Here is a 19,967-nt window from a genome sequence, read left to right on the forward strand (position 1 = left end):
TATTAAAGCTGCCTTCGGGCAGCTTTTTTGTTGATTTTTTTTGCTTTAAATATTGTAAAATCCCGCTGAATGTGGTATCATTATATTATGTATAATATCTCGCCTTAGGCAGAATGGAGGAGCGTATGGAGAACAAGATCACTTTCAGCGGCAATATGACCGCTCAGATCAATTTTGCAATGCAGCAGAACTATGTGCCTGTTTTCAGAAATATGGTTATGACCAACAATACCGATGAGGAGCTTACAAGCGTAAGGCTCAGGATAAGGTTTGAGCCCGAGTTTGCCAAGACCTTTGAGTCGGTGCCTGTTGATCTTAAACCGTCACAGCCTGTGGAGATATCTCCCATAAATATAATCATGCTTGCCGACTATCTTTTCAGTCTTACCGAGAAGCTTGTGGGAAGCGTTACTATAGAGGCTTTGCAGGGAGAAGATGTTATTGCCGAGGAAACACGCTCCATAGAGCTTCTTGCCTATGACCAGTGGTCGGGTATAAACTTCATGCCTGAGACAGTGGCAGCCTTTGTGTCGCCAAATCACCCGAAGGTGCAGGAGATAGTTGCCGCGGCAGGAAAGTACCTGCAAAAGTGGTGCGGAGATCCGTCATTTACTGGCTATCAGTCTAAGAACCCCAATATCGTAAAGCAGCAGATGGGCGCAATATATGCTGCCTTACAGGAGCAGAACATCGCATACGCAATGCCTCCTGCAAGCTTTGAACAGGCTCAGCGCATACGTATGCCCGATGCAGTTCCGGAGTCAAAGCAGGGCACCTGCCTTGATCTTGCTGTGCTGTACTGCTCATGCCTTGAAGCCGCAGGTCTCAATCCTATGATCATTATGAGACAGGGACACGCATTTGCGGGCTGCTGGCTTGAAAACGAGACCTTCTCGGACTGTCTGCAATACGATATGTCAGCTGTTACAAAGAGAGCTGCTCACGGTATCGACGCCATAAGCCTTGTGGAGTGCACCGACTTCACAGCAGGCAAGAATACAGATTTTGACAGCGCAGAAAAGCATGCTGCATCAGCACTCGATGATGAGAGCAAATTCTATTTTGCCATAGATATAAGCCGTACACGTTCAAGCGGCATACGTCCCGTACCGTCAAGGGTTTACGAGGACGGCACATTCAAGGCTGTGGACTACGGCGCAAGGAAGAAGTCGGAGATAACCTCAGCTCCCAACGAGATAGCTCAGCAGGGCATACCCAATGCCGAGGGCAGAGAGGTCACCAAGCAGGTGATGTGGGAGAGAAAGCTCCTTGATCTCAGTCTGCGCAACAGCCTGCTGAACTTCCGTGCAACAGCTATGAGCGTTCAGCTCATGGTCAGCGACCTGGGAGTTCTTGAGGACGAGATATCCAAGGGCGAGGACTTCAAGGTAATGCCTATGCCCAACGATATTACCCTCCAGATGTCCGACAGCAAGATATACGAGATCGAAAACGACCGCGACCTTATCACAACTATTTCCGAGTCTGAGTTCAAGAGTCACCGTCTGCGCACCTTTATGAAAGAAGCCGACCTTGAAAAGATAATGAAGAAGCTTCACAGACAGGCAAAGGTGAGCATTGAGGAAAACGGCGTGAACACTATTTATCTGGCACTTGGCTTCCTGAAATGGTTCGAGACCGAAAAGAGCGATAAGGCCCGTTATGCGCCTCTTGTCCTCATTCCTATAGATATTATCCGCAAGGTGCAGGAGAAGTCCTACATTATCCGTATGCGCGACGAGGATACACAGATGAACATCACCATGCTGGAGCATATCCGCCAGATGTTCGGCATTGATATAAAGGGACTTGATCCTGTTCCCGAGGACGAAAACGGTGTTGACCTCCAGCTAATTTTCAATACAGTGCGTCAGGGTATACTCTCTCAGCCTCGCTGGGATATAGTTGACTATGCCTTTATCGGACAGTTCTCATTCAACCGCTTCATCATGTGGAACGATATCCGCAACCGTGCGGACGAGCTTGCAAAGAACAAGGTAGTTGCAAGCCTTATCTCAGGCAAGACCGAGTGGGAGGGGGACGACCTGTACATATCGCCCCTTGACCTTGACAATAACGTTGCTCCCACCGATCTGGTAGTACCGCTGAGTGCCGATTCGTCACAGCTTGCGGCGGTATATGCGGCTTCACAGGGCAAGAGCTTCGTGCTTCACGGACCTCCCGGAAGCGGTAAGTCCCAGACTATCACAAATATGATAGCAAGTGCTCTGTATCAGGGCAAATCGGTGCTGTTCGTTGCCGAGAAAATGGCAGCTCTCTCCGTTGTTGAAAAGCGTCTGAACAAGGTCGGTCTCGGACCGTTCTGCATAGAGCTACATTCCAACAAGGCGCAGAAGCGTGCTGTGCTCAATCAGCTTGAGGAAACTCTCAACGTTGGACGAATCAAGAAGCCTGCGGAGTACAAGGCTCAGGCTGACAAGATAGCGGAAATGCGCAAAGAGCTCAACGGCACTATGGAGGAGATATACAAGAAGCGCAATTTCGGCTGCTCAATGTACGACGCAGCTGTAAGATACGAGAAAAACAGCAGTTTCGGCGGCAAGTTCACATTTACCAATGAGCAGCTTGACGCCATGAGCGATACCTCTTATTCAACATGGCGTGAGACTCTGGAAAGCCTTGTGGCTGCGGGACGTGAGTTCGGCGATGTTACTACCACGGCTCTCGGAGTGTGCGAGCTGACAGAGTGCACTCCCGAGACAAGGGGGGCTATGGAAGCGAAGCTCCGTGAGCTCAAAACAGCACTCACGGCTGCACAGAGCGATACCCCTCAGCTTGCGGCGTTCACAGGCAGCAGTGATATGACATTTGAGGAGTGCAAGCTTGCTGCGGAGATAATGACTGCTTCGGCAAAGGGCGAGCAGCTTCTCCCCGATATTATTGCTGACAGCCGCTGGAACGGCTTCAAGGAGCCTGCACAGGGACTTATCGGCATAGGCAAGGAGCTCATGGGCGTCAAGAACGATCTGCTCTCACAGTTTGAGCCCTCAGTGCTGACATATAATGCTTCCGACGCTCTTGTGCGCTGGAAAACAGCCCAGGGCAAGTGGTTCCTTGCAAAGAGCATGGGCAGCAAGAAGCTTGTTAAGGAGCTTGCAGCTCACGCAAAATCAGCTTCAACTGTAACAAAGGAAAATATCACTCAGTATTACGACAAGATAAATCAATTCAACGCTCTGAAAAATCAGGTGGCGTCTGCACAGCCCGAGCTTGTGAAGTACTTCGGTACTTTGAAGCTTGATGAGAACACCGACTGGAACGCAGTTGAGAGCTGCGTTGCACGTTCATCGGAGCTTGGTGAAAAGGTGGCCTCTTCCACATTCTCCCCCGAAATAAAGCAGAAGCTCTGCGAGAGCCTTACCACAGGCGTAAACGGCGATACCTCAAAGGTAGTCGCAGACTATTCGGCTCTTGAAAGTGTTGCTTCTCAGCTCCGCAGCAGCTTTGGCATAAATACGGACAAGCTCATAACAGGCGAGAGCTGGGGCAGTGACGCTCAGCAGAAAGCCGACGCCGTTATCGAATCACTTCCTCAGCTGAAAGAGTGGACGGGTATCGTCACTATCTGCAACAGGCTAAGGGAACTGGGTATCGGCAATGTTGCCGACGCCTACATGAACGGCGAGGTGCCAAATGAGCAGCTTATAGGCGCATTCGACTGCGATATCAGCAAGGCTATGGTCACAAGCACAATTTCACGAAATACCGTGCTTTCAAAGTTCCAGGGCACTCTCTTTGAGGATACTATCAGAAAATTCGGCGAAGTCCTCGATAACTTCTCCACACTGTCCATCAAGGAGCTTGCAGCCGATCTTTCGGCTAAGATACCAACACCGGGCAGCTCTGCAAACAGCTCTGAGATAGGCATACTGCAAAAGGCTATCAAGTCGGGCGGCAGAATGATGTCCATACGCAAGCTTTTCGACAGCATACCAAATCTGCTCCGCAGAATGTGTCCCGTAATGCTCATGAGCCCTATTTCCGTGGCACAGTATATAGACCCGTCTTACCCTAAGTTCGACCTTGTTATCTTCGATGAGGCTTCACAGCTACCAACCTGTGAGGCTGTTGGAGCTATCGCAAGAGGTGAGAACGTTATCGTCGTAGGTGACCCGAAACAGCTTCCGCCTACAAGCTTCTTTGCTTCAAATCAGGTGGACGAGGAGAACTACGAAAAGGAAGATCTGGAAAGCGTACTTGACGACTGTCTGGCACTTTCAATGCCTCAGAAGCATCTGCTCTGGCATTACCGTTCACGCCATGAGAGCCTTATAGCGTACAGCAACTCCAAGTACTACGAGAACAAGCTCTACACCTTCCCGTCGCCTGACGATCAGGTATCGGAGGTAAGCTGGGTACACGTAGAGGGCTACTATGACAAGAGCTCCACACGTACCAACAAGGCAGAGGCACAGGCTGTAGTTGAAGAGATATGCCGCAGACTGAGAGACGAAAAGCTGAGAAAGCTCAGTATCGGTGTTGTTACGTTCAGTCTGCCCCAGCAGAACCTTATCGATGATCTGCTCATGGACGCCTACCGCGACGATCCTAAGCTTGAAGAATACGCAAACGAGATGTATGAGCCCATACTCATCAAGAACCTTGAAAACGTACAGGGCGATGAGCGTGACGTTATCATGTTCTCGATCGGCTACGGTCCCGACAAGGACGGCAAGGTATCAATGAACTTCGGTCCTCTCAACCGTGACGGCGGCTGGAGACGTCTTAACGTTGCTATTTCACGTTCAAAGTGTCAGATGATAGTATTCTCTGTCATCACTCCCGACATGATAGACCTGTCCCGCACACGCTCCGACGGCATTGAGGGACTCAAGGGCTTCCTTGAATTTGCTGCAAAGGGCAGGAGCGCTCTTCCCGTAAGAGCCGGCTCAAAGAGCAGTAATGACGGCTTTGAGACAGTTGTGGCTGAGGAGCTGAAAAAGCTGGGCTACGACTGCAAGTGCAGCGTGGGCTGCTCCGACTACAAGATAGATGTTGCAGTAGTAAATCCCGACAAGCCTGACAGCTATATCATGGGCATAAACTGCGGCAGCGAGGCCAATTTCCACAACGGTACCGCAAGCGACAGAACTCTTTCTCAGCCAAGCGTGCTGAGAGGTCTGGGCTGGAACGTCATGAGCGTTTATATCATCGACTGGCTCGACAATAAGGACAAGGTACTGGGCAAGATAAAGGCTGAAATAGACGCGGCTTTGGAGCGCTACCGCGATCCTGAAGCAGCTCCCAAGGCTGAGGAAAAGAAGAAGCAGGAGCTGGTATTCGAGACCGAAAAAGCTGAAAGCTTTGACGAGAGCTTCGACGAGTTCAAGTCCTTCAAGATAAAGGCGCTTGGCACTTCCGAGAGCTTCAGCGAAGCAAGCACTGCAAAGATAACCAAGTGCATCAATGATATACTTGCGGCGGAAGCTCCCATGAACATGAAGGCACTTGCGAAAAAGACATTCTCATGCTGGGGCATATCACGTCCGGGAGCTAACATGAAGGCTCTGTTCGATACTGCATTTGAGAAATCGGAAGCAAAGGTAACTAAGGCAGGAGAGAACGAGTACGTATGGCTCAGCTCACAGATACCTGAGGAGTACGACAAGTGCAGGACAGTGTATAAGAACGACGAAAAGCGCGATATCGACGATGTTGCGCCTGAGGAGATAGCAGTCGGCATTAAGGAGATAATGTCACGTCAGGTGGCAATGTCCCGTGATGACCTCCTCCGCGAGGTGGCACATCTCTTCGGATTTACAAGAATGACGGCAACTCTCGAGACCTCCGTCGCTCTTGGTATAAAGGCGGCTAAGAACCGCGGCTGGGTAGGCTTTTCCGAGGACGGAAGAGTGTCCTACACAGGAAACTGAATCAATGGAGAATCAAATTGAAAAGACTTTTGATATTAATTGGAAAGATAATAGTTAAGCTTTTGCAGCTTATGCACCGTAATGCGGGAAATCTGCCCGGTATCATACTGTGGCACCTTTCCCGCCAAAAGGCGGTGTCCATGTTCAAGGTGGACTGCCCAATAATAGCTGTTACGGGCACTAACGGAAAGACCTCCGTTACAAACTGTATAGCTCAGCTCTTTGAGCGCAGCGGCAAGAAGATAATCATTAACCACGAGGGCAACAATCTCGATACGGGTATATGCTCCATGCTGCTGAAATACTGTGATATGTCGGGAAAGGTAAAGGCTGACATGCTGATACTGGAGACCGACGAGTCCCACGTACCAGTGGTGTATTCTCAGCTGAAGCTTGATACCCTTGTGGTGCTGAACTTCTTCCGCGACCAGCTTGACAGAAACGGCGAAATGGAAACTCTTATCCAGAAGATAAACGGCTTCTGCAAGACCTTTGAGGGCAATCTTATCCTCAACGGCGACGACCCAAATACAGCACGTCTCGGCAGGGCAAATCCAAATAACAAGAACGTGAAGTACTTCCACGCAGAGCCATACGCTTTTGCCACGAAGAAGATATTCGAGGCTTCCGAGGGACGCTTCTGTCCATTCTGCGGAGAAGCTCTTGAATACGACTACTATCAGTACTCCCACATCGGAAAGTTCATCTGTAAGAAGTGCGGCTTCGGCGACTATGAGCCCTATATCACTGCCAAGGATATCGACCTTGAAAAGCCTGTGTTCACAGCTGACGGGCATACCTATTCACCCAAGCTCAACAGTATCTACAACGTTTACAATATGACGGCTGTTGCGGCAGCAGCGAAGCTCTACAGCATCGACCAGAAGATAACCGACGGAGTTATCAACAGCTATACCGTCAAGAACGGACGCATGGAGAACTTCATGCTCAGCGGCAATAAGGCAACTCTTAATCTTGCCAAGAACCCGGTGGGCGCCAATATGACCCTCCGTGTTATGAACGAGATGCAGGGCGAAAAGGAGCTCCTTTTCGTGCTCAACGACAACATTGCAGACGGACTTGACGTATCGTGGATATACGATATCAATTTCAGCATATTCGAGCGTGTTACGAGAGTTGTGACCTCGGGTACAAGAGCTTATGATATCGCTGTCCGTATAAAGACCGCAGGCTATGACCCTGCCAAGATAGTCGTGCGCCCCGACCTCGACAAGGCTGTTGAGGAGCTGGCAAGCACTCAGGGACGAAAGTTCATCATCGCAAACTATACGGCAGTTCAGCCCACAAGAAGCGCCCTGAAGCGCTATATCGCAAAGCATGGAGGTAACAAATGAAAACTATAAAGATTCTTCATATGTATGCCGATATGCTTGACCTTTACGGCGACAGCGGTAATATGGAGGTAATGTCCTTTCGCTGCAAAAAGCGGGGTATCGACTGTCAGATAGACAAGTATTCAATAGACTCGGAAATGCCTGATTTCAGCTCCTACGACCTCATATATATCGGCGGAGGAGCCGACCTTGAACAGCAGCATATCTCAGCAGACCTGCTGAAATGCAGGGACGGTATTGTAAAGGCATACAAGAACGGCACATTTCTGTTCCTTATCTGCGGCGGCTATCAGCTCATGGGAAAGTACTACCGTGATGCGGACGGCAACGACATAAAGGGACTTGGACTTTTCGACTACTTCACAGTAGCTCCCAACAGCCGCAGAAAGCGCTGTATAGGCAATATCGTTATCGAGACAAATATCACGGGCAAGCCTGTTAAAGTCGTTGGCTTTGAAAACCACGGCGGTCAGACTCAGGGCGTAAAAACTCCTTTCGGCAAGGTACTTTACGGAAACGGAAACTGCTCCAAGAGCGAGGCTGAGGGCTACTGCGAAAAGAACGTGATAGCAACTTATCTCCACGGTCCATGCCTCTCGAAGAATCCCGAGATATCGGACTACATGATAGAGTACTGCATAAACAGGGGAGAGAGCGAATATATCGCTCTTGAAGCACTTGATGATACTCTCGAAAAGGAATGCAGACAGGTCATGCTTGACAGACTGCTTAAAAAATGATGTAGGGGCGGATAATTATCCGCCCCTACAAAAAAGGAACGCCGAGGGCGGCGTTCCCTGCAGTCGGTCATTTGTGGTTTTACAGGTATTGACGGGCGGCGAAACTCCCAACAGGAGCCGCGACCCTCTGTCAGCTTCGCTGACATCTCCTAACAGGAGCGATGACCCTCTGTCAGCTATGCTGACATCTCCCTACACTGTAGGGAGTAACCCTGTACTACAGGGAGTCACCGCCCCTACAAGCTAACGGCTAAAAAAGGCAACAGACAGTTGCTTGATTTTGACGGCAGATATGATATAATAGCATCAGAGGTGATAATTATGGAAACCAAAAATGTAATACTTGAACTGAGAAATAAACACGAAATGTCACAGGAAGAGCTTGCCGAAAAGGTCTTTGTGACCCGTCAGGCTGTTTCGCGCTGGGAAACGGGCGAAACTATCCCCAACACAGAAACACTGAAGCTTCTGTCACAGCTCTTTGATGTTTCTATCAACGAGCTTTTAGGCTCACCGAGAAAGCTTGTATGCCAGTGCTGCGGAATGCCCCTTGAGAGCGCACTGATAAGCAGGGAAAAGGACGGCTCATTCAACGAGGACTACTGCAAATGGTGCTACGCGGACGGTCAGTACACCTATCATAATATGGACGACCTCATTGATGTATGTGTAAAGCACATGGCAGGTCAGGGCTTCACAGAGGAGCAGGCACGCGAATACATGAAGGATATGCTGCCCAAGCTCAGCTACTGGAAGAATCACAAGGAGCTGGAGGACGGCGGTGAGTTTGAGAGGTTCAAAAAGCAGCTCATAGACGAGTTCAACGAGCTGAATATCAAGGGCATGCCAAAGGTGGAAAAGCTTAATGCTCTTGTGGGAGCATATGTAAATATTGCTTACCCCATGCCAAACGGCAGTCTTGTGAAGCTTCTTGACGACAACGGGACTTATCTGGGAAATCAGTTTGAGGTGGGCGATGACCGCTGTATAGGTATACTTGCCAATGCGGACTTTCTGCTGGTATCCTCTTACGGAAAAGACGGCGCAGAGCCTGAATTGCTGCTATATAAAAAGAGATGATATTATGAACTGACGGACAGCTTATGCTGTCCGTTTTGTCATTTTCATAGCTTTCTCCCCATAAAATGTAGAAAAAACCTCGGAGGAACTATGATGATAAAAAGTAAGGTAGTCCGTGATACGCTGCTGCTCACAGTAATGCAGCTATTTCTCGACTGTGCAGCACTTCTGCTCAATGTATTCATAACCAGACAGCTTGGCACATCTGCAATTGGCATACTGAGCCTTATGGGCTCTTTCCTCGGACTGGCGGGGATACTCTCCAACGGCAACGCCTTTCTCTGCACAAGCCGTCTCGTGTCCGAGGAGCTTGGCAAGCCCTGCGGCGACCCAAACCGAATACTCGGCTACGCTGTGAAGCTCTGCCTGCTGCTGAGCTCCGTTGTATCAGCAGGTGTGATAATTCTTGCGGAGCCTATCAGCCGCCGTTTTTTCAGCGGCGCCCATATGACCGCAGCCCTGCGTCTCATGCCCCTTGCACTGGTGACAGGAGCTGTGTCCGCTTGCCTGAAAGGCTACTTCAATGCGGCGCGAAGGGCTGGAGTAACGGCAGCAGGTGATATAGCCGAATTCATCACCAGATGCGGAGTTATCGTTGCTGCTACTTGCGCTGTCGGGAGCTATACAGAGGATATAGTCTGCGGTATAATGATAGGCGGCATTATCGCAGGCAATACAATGTCCCTCTGCTTACTGGCAGCAGCTTACATAAAGCTAAGGACAAAGGGTACAGGGAAATGCTCCCTGAGCTTTCGGCAGTATGCCGCTTTTTCCTTTCCCATAATGGGCGGCAGTGTACTTACGGCTGTGCTGAGCAGTACAAATGATGCGCTTATACCCATATGTCTGCGGCAGTTCGGAGACTCGGCAGGGGACGCCCTTGGAAAATTCGGAGTTTTTGAGGCAATAGTCATACCTGCGCTTTTCTTTCCGTCGGTGGTATTATGCTCCATGTCGGGCATAATAGTCAGTGAGACAGCCCGTGCAAAGGCCGCGGACAACATCACTCGCATAAAAGGCTTCACGGAGCGCATTAAGGCGTGGACGCTGATGTTCTCGGTCTTTGCAGCGGCTGTGCTCATGCGCTTCGGCAGTCAGATAGGGGAGCTTCTCGGCGGCGGTGAGCTTGCAGGCACCATGATAACCATTATTGCTCCCGTTGTACCGTTTATCTATATGGAGATAGTCCTTGAAGCCATAATCAAAGGACTTGGGCTTCAAAGCTTTTCGTCGGCGAATTATCTTGCGGAGTATGTCATAAGGATAGCCGCAGTTCTTATCCTTGTGCCGAAAATCGGCTTTTACGGCATTGTTGTCTCTTACTATGCAAGCAACATCTTTGGAAACAGTATGCGTTTCTTAAAGGTAACAAAAGCTGCCAAAGCTCGGCGGGCACTTTGTGGAACATTGATTTTGCCCGTAATACTGGCGTTTGCGTCGATGTCAGCTGGAGAGGCCGTTACTCGTCTTGCAGGGCTCGATCTGAGAAAGCTCCATGTTATGCTGTTTTTCGGACTTGTCTGGGGAGCAGTATACTTCGGCGTTTTCTGCGCATTGGGAAAAGTAAGGCTAATTAGTAAATGCGGAGAAGACCTTTTTGTGGATAATACACAACAAACAGTTGAACGCATATTATAAAATGTAGAAAATTTTATGTTAGTATTGCAATTTTTTTATTAATGAATTATAATATTTGTATGCCGTGAATATCAGACGGATAAACCAATTAAGAGGAGAAACTTTGTCATGAAAGAATACGATGTAAACAAGGTGAAAAACATAGCATTTGCAGGCCATAACGGCTCGGGAAAAACTTCTCTTGCAGAAGCGATACTCTATAAGGCAGGAGCTTCCGACCGTCTTGGAAAGACTGCTGACGGCACAACAGTTTGCGATTACGATCCTGAGGAGATCAAGAGACAGATTTCGATAGGAACATCTCTTGCTGCCTTTGAATATAACGATCTTAAAGTTAATCTGCTCGATACACCCGGTCTGTTCGACTTTGCAGCCGAGATGATCGAGGGTATCAGAGCTTCCGATACTGTTATGATAACCGTTTCCGCCAAGTCCGGCGTTAAGGTCGGCGCAAGAAAGGCTTACGAGGAGGCTGTAAAGCAGGGGAAGTCAAAGATGTTCGTCGTTACCAAGATAGACGACAAGGACGCTAATTTCTTCAACGTGCTCACAGAGCTCAAGACTGTTTTCGGTCCTACAGTTTGCCCTGTAGTCGTACCTGTTGTAAGTAACGGTCAGATAGTGGAGTACGTTAATCTCATTGAGATGAAGTGCTATAAATATGACGGCAAGGGCAACGCTGTTGAGACAGAGATGCCTACAGCCGAGATATCCGAAAAGTTCGAGTACCGTATCGAGGGTCTTGTTGCAGCCGTTTCAGAGGCTGTTGCAGAGACTTCCGAGGAGCTTATGGAGAAGTTCTTCGAGGGAGAAGCTTTCACTCAGAAGGAGCTTATCGACGGTATCCACGACGGTATGAACAGAGGTATCATCACTCCTGTAGTCTGCACATCTGCTGCTGATCTTGGCGGTATTGATATGCTCCTTAAGGAGATCGAGCTTCTTCTCCCGTCACCAAACGAGGTGTTCGCAGCAGAAGCTTACACTCCCACACAGGACGTTGTGGAGGTAAAGTGCGACGTTAACGATCCGCTTTCAGCCTTTGTTTTCAAGACAGTTGCCGACCCATTCGTAGGCAAGATGTCATTTATAAGAGTTATGTCAGGCATGCTTTCTGCCAACAGTGATGTTATGAACTCCACTACAGGCAGCGCAGAAAAGATAGGCAAGCTCTATTCGCTCTGCGGCAAGAAGCAGACAGAAGTACCTGCTGCTTATGCAGGCGATATCGTTGTAGCTTCCAAGATCTCTGCCAATACGGGAGATACTATCGCAGATTCTTCAAGGATCGTCGAGTTCGGCAAAATGGAATTCCCGAGACCCTGCTACTCAATGGCTGTAAAGGCTAAGGCACAGGGCGACGAGGCTAAGATTTCCACAAGCATGCAGCGTCTTATCGAAGAGGATCCTACTCTCACATACGAGCAGGACGAGACTACAAAGGAGCAGATACTCAGCGGTCTCGGCGAGCAGCACATCGAAGTTGCAGCTGCCAAGCTCAAGACAAAGTTCGGCGTTGAGGTAAACCTTACAGTTCCCAAGATAGCTTACAAGGAGACTATCCGCAAGAAGGTAAAGGTCCAGGGACGTCATAAGAAGCAGTCGGGCGGTCACGGTCAGTTCGGTGACGTTTGGATAGAGTTCGAGCCATGTGTAAGCGATACACTTGTATTCGAGGAGAAGATATTCGGCGGCGCTGTTCCGAAGAACTACTTCCCTGCAGTACAGAAGGGACTTGAAGAGAGCGTTAAGAAGGGTGTTCTTGCAGGCTGCCCCGTTGTGGGACTTAAAGCTATACTGGTGGACGGTTCTTACCACCCTGTTGACTCGTCGGAAATGGCATTCAAGACTGCCGCTTCAATTGCATACAAGGAAGGTCTGAGACAGGCTGACCCCGTTATGCTGGAGCCTATCGGCGACCTCAAGGTAACAGCTCCCGACGATAACACAGGTGATATAATGGGCGAGCTCAACAAGCGCAGAGGCAGAGTTCTCGGCATGGAGCCTGTTGGCAGCGGTATCACACTGATACAGGCAGAGGTGCCTATGCGTGAGATGCACGACTTCGCAATGTATCTCCGTCAGACCACAAGAGGCATGGGCAGCTTTACTCTGGATTTCGTAAGATATGAGCAGCTTCCTGCAAATCTTCTTGCTGAGGTAATCTCGTCTGTAGGAAATGTTGAATAAGTAATAACAGCGGCTGCCGCAGTTGCGGCAGCCGTTTCATAATAACTGTTCCTGTTTACTTAGGGGGAGTAAATATGAGGAAAACAAAGAGTAAAAAGCGGAAGATACTTGCTGCAATTGTTCTGTTTATCGTTATATCCATAGCTGCGGCGTTTGTCATAACCTGTGTGGAGATGAACAAGAACTTCGGGCGGGGAGATTATCCCGAAAAGCGTTTTGCGGCTACGTATTTCTACGACCACTACGAAAACGACTATCCTCGTCAGGAGGTCAGCTTCCTCTCAGGGGAAAACACCCTTAAAGGCTACATCTATGGGGGCGACAACGACAGGGGACTTATCGTTTTTGCTCACGGTATAGGCGGCGGTCACGAGTATTATCTGAAGCTGCTGACCAAGCTTGTGGACTGCGGCTGGTGTGTGTTCGCATACGATGCCACAGGCAGTGGAAACAGTGAGGGTGAGAGCTCAAACGGTCTTGCTCAGTCAGTCATAGACCTTGACCTTGCTTTTGATTTTGCGGAGAGCGACCCGCAGCTTGGCAATATGGATACATATGTACTCGGTCACAGCTGGGGAGGCTATGCGGCGGCAGCTGTACTGAATTTCGACCACGATATAAAGGGCTGTGTTACCATGTCGGGCTATAATACGCCCTATGAGGAGCTTGCAGACTCATGCGACAGTATGTACGGCAAGGCCGGAGTTCTTCTTTATCCCTTTGTGTGGACATATAATAAGATGAAGTTCGGCAAGGACTCCTCATGGTCGGCAGTGGACGGCATAAACAAGTCGGATATCCCAGTGCTTGTTATTCACGGTGATAACGATGAGACCATAAGCTATGAAAGTGCTGCAATTATAGCTCACAGGGACGAGATAACAAATCCCAATGTTGAATACAAGGTGTTCACCGAGGAGGGCAGAAACGGTCATAACACCTACTTTTACACTCCCGAATACAGGGATTACAAGAAAAACGTTCTTACTCCGAGAACCGATGCTCTCAGAGAAAAGTACGGCAATGATATCCCAAGTGAAGAATGGGAGAAGTACTACAGCGACATTGACAAGGAGCTGTACAACGGCTTTAATCAGGAGATTATCGACCTTATCAATGATTTTTTCACTAAATGTGCTGTATAAAAGCTTACGGCTGCGGTTTATCCGCAGCCGTTTTTGCGTCTAAATAGGACTTGATTTATTATTGTCAATGTGCTATAATAATTTCTGAACGATTTTTTAGAAAGAAGTGTTTTTACATGACAAAAATAACTATTTTCTCGGGCTTTCTCGGCGCAGGAAAGACCACTCTCATAAAGAAGCTCATTCAGGAGGGCTATAAAGGCGAAAAGCTCGTTCTTATCGAGAATGAGTTCGGTCAGATAGGTATCGACGGCGGCTTCTTACAGGACGCAGGCGTTGAGATAACCGAAATGAACTCGGGCTGCATCTGCTGCAGTCTCGTTGGCGACTTCGGCAAGGCTCTGGAAAAGGTGCTTGCTGACTATGCTCCCGACCGTATCCTTATCGAGCCTTCGGGCGTTGGCAAGCTCAGCGACGTTATCCGCGCTGTTCAGAACATCAATGCTCACGACGTTGAGCTTGACGGCTTCACAACTGTTGTTGACGCAAAGAAGTACAAGATGTACATGAAGAACTTCGGCGAGTTCTTCGACAATCAGATAACCTATGCAAGCTGCCTTATCCTCAGCCATACAAGCGGCCTTTCACAGGACAAGCTTGACGAGTGCGTAAAGAGCCTACGCGAGAAGAATCCCGCTGCTCCTATCGTTACTACAGAGTGGGACGAGCTCACAGGTCAGCAGCTTGTTGACGCTATGACACAGAAGAACACTCTTGATGACGAGCTCAAGGAGCTCCTTGAAGAAGCTGCACATCACGATCATGAGCATCATCATCACGACCATGATCATGAGGAGCATGAGCATCATCATCACGACCATGATCATGAGGAGCATGAGCATCATCATCACGACCATGATCACGATGAACATGAACACCACCACGACCACGGTCCCGACTGCACCTGCGGCTGCCATGACCATGACCATGACCACGATCACGAACATCATCACCACCACCATGCTGACGATGTGTTCACAAGCTGGGGCAGAGAGACTACAAGAGCTTATACTCAGGAGGAGATCACCAACGCTCTCAATGCTCTCGGCGACGAGGAGAAGTACGGTATGATACTCCGTGCAAAGGGTATCGTTGCAGGTACTGACGGTCAGTGGATACACTATGACTATGTTCCCGGTGTGCCCGATGTCCGCACAGGAAGTGCAGGCACTATCGGCAGACTCTGCGTTATCGGCTCAAAGATAAATGAAGAAGCTATTGCAGAGCTCTTCAATGCCTGAGGAAAGGAGCATTTGCTGTGTCTGATCAGAATGAATTGATACCCATATATCTGTTCCTCGGCTTCCTTGAATCGGGAAAGACCAAGTTTATACAGGAGACATTGGAGGACAAGCGCTTCAACAAGGGCGAGAAAACTCTGCTCCTTATATGCGAAGAGGGTATAGAGGAGTACGATATCTCCCGCATGCCGAAGAAAAACGTAATTACACATGTTATTGACGATAAGTCGGAGTTCACTATGGAGAACTTCACCAAGATACTCAATGACAGCGGCGCCGAGCGCGTTGTTGTCGAGTACAACGGTATGTGGCTCATGGACGACTTCTACAAGGCAATGCCCGATGAGACCACTATCGCTCAGGTAATGTGCTTCGTTGATGCAACAACCTTCAACAACTACAATGCCAATATGCGCAGTCTTGTGGTGGATAAGTTCAACGCAACTGAAATGGTGGTCTTCAACCGCTTTGACCCTAAGTCCGACCCCAACGAGTACCACAAGGTGGTAAGAGGTGTAAGCAGACGTGCCGAGATAGTATACGAGTATACAGACGGTAAGGTGGCTTATGACGATATCGAGGACCCGCTTCCCTTTGATGTGGAGGCTGACGAGATAACCCTTGAGGACAAGGACTTCGCGCTGTGGTACAGGGATATCATGGAGGAGCCATTTAAGTACGACGGCAAGACCATGACCTTCAAGGCGCTGACTGCCAAGAACGAGAAGTTCCCCATAAATACTTTTGCTGTGGGACGTCATATCATGACCTGCTGTGTGGAGGATATACAGTACTGCTGGCTGGTTGCTCAGTATGAGGACGGTGCAGAGCCTGCAAATAAGCAGTGGATAACTGTTTCGGGCAAAATAAGCGTTCAGAAGCACAAGCTCTACCGCGGAAAGGGACCTGTTCTTCTTGTGAGAAGCATTGAAAAGGCAGAGGCTCCCGAGCAGCCTGTGGCTACATTCTATTGATAAAAATGCTCCCTTAAAAGGGAGCATTTCTTTTACTCTGTTTTTAGTCCACTGTAATCATAAGGTTTAATAACTATATCTTTATCTTTACAATGTATTTTAAGTGTTATATTCTTTTCTGTATCGAATTTTTCGAGGGAATAAGAAAAATGCTGGATCTTTTCTTTATTTTGAATAATATTATCCTTATCCTGTCCGAATCGCAGACATGGACGGAATTCAGCTATTTCACAATTTGTGTAATCATGTTTGACCTTTACTGTTTTGAAAGCAGTTTCTACATGGACGGCAACATCAACCCATCCCCATTGTAAGACTTTACCGCTTGCAGGAACAGGTTCGCCCTTTTCATCAAGCAGTTTTTCGCCGTTTACATATACACAGTTGTTTACCTTATCTATTGTAATATCTTTTTCTTCTTTTTTAAAAAATGGATAGGAGCGTAGCACTAAAACATTTTCAGGGCTTGGGTAAACATATTTTACACCTCTGATATTTAAGTTTGTTTCAATTGTTATCTGGTCAGAAGAAGCAAGTTTAGGGTGCGCGCAGAAAAGTTCATAGACCGTGCCTAAAGAAATTATGAATAAGAGCAGCAAAGCTATCAGTAATTTATTGAGCCCCAGTCTTATTTTTACTTTTTTCATGGGTTCTATATTTTTTGAAGCAGTATCAAGGCTTATATAATCATATTTCATATCTTCATACACTTTTTGGCATTCAGTACATTTGATAATATGTTTTTCAACTTCTTGCTTGCTTACATCTGAAAGTGCGTTATCACAATACAAAGGAAGCAGGTCTTTTATTATCTCACATTTCATAATATTACTCCTTTCTTAGCTTTTGTTTTGCGCGGTAATATGTCACTCTTGCCCAGCTCCCGTTCTTACCGAAAAGCTGTCCTATCTCTTCAAAAGTCATTGCTCCTGTTGCTCTGAGAAGAATTATTTCTTTTTCGCGTTCGGGAAGCTCGTGTATCTGTTTCAGTATATACATCTTTGTATCAGCGCTTTCTGTCTGTTCATCAGGCGGTACGATACTTATGTCAAGAGCGTTCATATCAGGCTCACAGTAAGCAGAAGGGTGATACTTGCAGCGTTTTAGCTCCTTGAACCATAGATTTTTAGCTATCTGGCAGAGCCATGTACAGACAGAGCATTTGTTATTGAATTTATCGAGTGAACGCAGAGCTTGAAGAAATGTTTCCTGAGTAAGATCCTGAGCAATATCGGGGGCGCGGGTTAAACTTATAAGATAGGCATAAACCTTCTGACCATATTTCTGATAATAATCTTCGATCTCTTTTTTCATCTGTATCACTCCTTTCTTACTTTTCAAATACTTCTGTAGTTTAGTAGCCTGAGACAGAAAAACGTTACATATTTGTTATAAAAAAACACCGAGCCCGAAAATTGAGCTCGGTGATCTATTATAATTATAATCCATAATATAGATAATGGCAAGAGATCAGTATTTCTTTGTATTGAGGACTCTTACGGAATTAAGGATAAGCAGCATAGCCGTTCCCGAATCTGCAAAGACTGCCAGCCACATATTGGGGTGACCTATAAGTCCGAGAATGAGAACTGCTGCCTTTACTGCAAGTGCAAAGATAATGTTCTCATAGGAGATGCGCAAGGTCTTATCGGCGATCCTCTTTGCCTTGACTACTGCTTCGGGCTCGGAGTTCATAAATACTGCGTCTGCCGCTTCAAGAGCAAGGTCGGAGCCGCTGTGCATTGCTCCGCCAACGTCTGCGCCAGCAAGCACGGGACCGTCGTTGAAGCCGTCGCCCACGAACATTACTGCGCCGTTTTCTTTGCGGATACGTTCAAGCTCTGCAAGCTTTTCATGGGGGAGCAGTCCGCCCTTTACGGAGTCGAGTCCAAGCTGTTCTGCTATAGTCTCTGCGTTTTCAGCCTTGTCGCCTGTGAGCATAGCCGTAGCCACGCCCATTGCGCGGAGCTGTTTTATTGCGGACGCGGAGGTCTTTTTCACAGTGTCGGATACCACTATCCTGCCCTCGGCTCTGCCGTTTACAGCTATGTATACCACACTGCCCGCAAGCCTTTCCTCACTTGGGAGACTTACTCCGTTTTCCGACATCAGGCGCTCATTGCCGCAGAGCACCTCCTGATCGTTTATTACAGCCGATACACCTCTGCCTGCAAGCTCACCCACCTTTTCGGGAGAGCTTATTTCTATATTTTCGCTGCGGCAGTACTCTGTGATACTTTCCGCAACAGGGTGTGTGGAGCTCTGCTCACAGCTTCCGCATATTGCAAGGAGCTGCTTTTTATTGAGACTGCCGTAGCTTTTTACGTCAGTAACAGTGAAGCTGCCGTTTGTAAGAGTACCTGTTTTGTCGAAGGCAATGGCTTTTATTTTGCCGAGAGCTTCAACAGCATTTCCGCCCTTGAAGAGTATTCCCAGTTTTGAAGCAGCGCCGATGCCTGAGAAATAGGCAAGGGGAACACTGAGCACAAGTGCGCAGGGACAGCTTATTACAAGGAATGTAAGGGCTGAGTACACCCATTTGCTCCAGTCTCCCGTGATAAGCGAGGGAACAATGGCAGTAAGGAGCGCTATTGCGATCACTATGGGAGTGTATACTTTGGCAAACCGTGTGATAAAGCGGTCTATCTTGGGCTTTGTGGCGGAGGCGTCCTCTACAGCCTGAGCTATCTTGGATATCATGGAGTCGGAGGCTGCTGCTGTAGCGCGGAGAGTGAATGTTTCCGACAGGTTGATGCAGCCTGACAGCACCTCGTCGCCTTTTTGTACGATAAGGGGAACAGGTTCGCCGTTGACTGCTGAGGTGTCGATACGTGACTCGCCCGATTCAACAATACCGTCGGCAGCTATTCTTTCGCCTGCCTTTATCCTGAGTATATCGCCGATCTTTATCTCTTCTGAGTGTACGCGGACAAATTCGCCGTCTCTGAGTACGTCTGCTTCCTCCACCTTGAGCTCCGCAACGTCGGTTATAGCCTTGCGGCTGCGAGCTACTGCGAAGTCCTCAAATAGCTCGCCTATGCGGAAAAACAGCACAACTCCAACAGCTTCTGCGTATTCGCCGAGAGCAAAAGCGCCTATAGTTGCGACAGTCATAAGGAAGTTTTCGTCAAAGAAGTTTTTGGCGCGTATATTTTTGAATGTGGCTTTCAGCACGTTGACGCCGAGTATAAGGTATGCCGCGGCGAAAAGCACGATAGCAAGTGGTTTGATGTCAAGGAGCTTTTCAGCAGCGATAGCGGCTGCAAATACTATCACTCCTATTATAATAGGGAGCAGCTCATGCATAAGATCCTCATGTTCCTCGCCATGGGAGTGCTCATGTGAGTGATGATGCTCATGGCTGTGTTCATGAGAATGTTCATGCTCATGGTCACAGTGGTCGTGGTCGTGACCGCAGCAGCATTCCTCACCGTGCTCATGGTGATGTTCATGCTCATGATGCTCATGCTTGTGGTGAGAAGCCTCAAAAGGAGCTATGACCACACCTGCCTCAATGGAGTTGGCAGTATCGTTTATCTTATGCAGAAGCTCGTCGGTAATGTCGCCGCTTATTTTTAGCTTTCTGAGGGGGAAGTTCAGCACTGCCGATTCTATGCCCTCAAGCTTACCGATAGCTTCTTCTATTTTAGCGCCGCAGTGAGCGCAGTCCAGATTTTGTACGGAAAAGGTCTTCTCCATATGATCACTAT

The 19,967-nt window shown here is 48.3% G+C and carries 12 protein-coding genes; 9 read left to right on the forward strand and 3 right to left on the reverse strand.

Going from position 1 to position 19,967, the window contains the following annotated elements:
* Nucleotides 1-125: 125 nt before the first annotated feature.
* The 9 genes from N774_RS0100350 to N774_RS0100390 all read left to right on the forward strand — a co-directional run bounded on the left by N774_RS0100350 (nucleotide 126) and on the right by N774_RS0100390 (nucleotide 16,257).
* On the forward strand, nucleotides 126-5,894 hold the full coding sequence (locus N774_RS0100350) for a DUF4011 domain-containing protein (protein ID WP_024859326.1): 5,769 nt from the start codon (nucleotides 126-128) through the stop codon (nucleotides 5,892-5,894).
* A gap of 17 nt (nucleotides 5,895-5,911) precedes the next feature.
* On the forward strand, nucleotides 5,912-7,249 hold the full coding sequence (locus N774_RS0100355) for a Mur ligase family protein (protein ID WP_024859327.1): 1,338 nt from the start codon (nucleotides 5,912-5,914) through the stop codon (nucleotides 7,247-7,249).
* Complete coding sequence (locus N774_RS0100360; RefSeq protein WP_024859328.1) at nucleotides 7,246-7,989, forward strand: type 1 glutamine amidotransferase; 744 nt, start codon at nucleotides 7,246-7,248, stop codon at nucleotides 7,987-7,989. The genes N774_RS0100355 and N774_RS0100360 overlap by 4 nt, the downstream gene beginning before the upstream one ends.
* 321 nt (nucleotides 7,990-8,310) lie before the next feature.
* Nucleotides 8,311-9,069: a zinc ribbon domain-containing protein gene (locus tag N774_RS0100365; RefSeq protein ID WP_024859329.1), complete on the forward strand. Its 759-nt coding sequence runs from the start codon at nucleotides 8,311-8,313 to the stop codon at nucleotides 9,067-9,069.
* Nucleotides 9,070-9,159: 90 nt separating this feature from the next.
* On the forward strand, nucleotides 9,160-10,707 hold the full coding sequence (locus N774_RS0100370; protein ID WP_242836530.1) for an oligosaccharide flippase family protein: 1,548 nt from the start codon (nucleotides 9,160-9,162) through the stop codon (nucleotides 10,705-10,707).
* A gap of 108 nt (nucleotides 10,708-10,815) precedes the next feature.
* Entirely contained in the window at nucleotides 10,816-12,897 is a 2,082-nt protein-coding gene (fusA, locus tag N774_RS0100375) for an elongation factor G (protein WP_024859331.1), read from the forward strand.
* 74 nt (nucleotides 12,898-12,971) lie between these two features.
* The gene (locus N774_RS0100380; protein ID WP_024859332.1) at nucleotides 12,972-14,042 is read left to right on the forward strand and encodes an alpha/beta hydrolase; all 1,071 of its coding nucleotides are present in this window, start codon (nucleotides 12,972-12,974) and stop codon (nucleotides 14,040-14,042) included.
* Nucleotides 14,043-14,158: 116 nt separating this feature from the next.
* Nucleotides 14,159-15,283, forward strand: a complete 1,125-nt coding sequence (locus N774_RS0100385) for a GTP-binding protein (protein ID WP_024859333.1) — start codon at nucleotides 14,159-14,161, stop codon at nucleotides 15,281-15,283.
* Between the two features lie 17 nt (nucleotides 15,284-15,300).
* Entirely contained in the window at nucleotides 15,301-16,257 is a 957-nt protein-coding gene (locus N774_RS0100390) for a TIGR03943 family putative permease subunit (RefSeq protein ID WP_024859334.1), read from the forward strand.
* A 32-nt stretch (nucleotides 16,258-16,289) separates the two neighbouring features.
* On the opposite strand, the gene N774_RS17830 is transcribed toward N774_RS0100390, so the two are convergent.
* The 3 genes from N774_RS17830 to N774_RS0100405 form a co-directional block, all read right to left on the reverse strand.
* On the reverse strand, nucleotides 16,290-17,081 hold the full coding sequence (locus N774_RS17830) for a zf-HC2 domain-containing protein (protein ID WP_024859335.1): 792 nt from the start codon (nucleotides 17,079-17,081) through the stop codon (nucleotides 16,290-16,292).
* 4 nt (nucleotides 17,082-17,085) lie between these two features.
* Nucleotides 17,086-17,571, reverse strand: coding sequence for an RNA polymerase sigma factor (locus N774_RS0100400; protein ID WP_024859336.1), 486 nt, complete (start codon nucleotides 17,569-17,571; stop codon nucleotides 17,086-17,088).
* Between the two features lie 156 nt (nucleotides 17,572-17,727).
* Nucleotides 17,728-19,956 (reverse strand): heavy metal translocating P-type ATPase, encoded by a 2,229-nt coding sequence (locus N774_RS0100405; protein WP_024859337.1) that lies wholly within the window; start codon nucleotides 19,954-19,956, stop codon nucleotides 17,728-17,730.
* Nucleotides 19,957-19,967: the final 11 nt, after the last annotated feature.

Origin of the sequence: Ruminococcus flavefaciens AE3010, assembly GCF_000526795.1 — a bacterium.
GTDB lineage: Bacteria > Bacillota > Clostridia > Oscillospirales > Ruminococcaceae > Ruminococcus > Ruminococcus flavefaciens_D.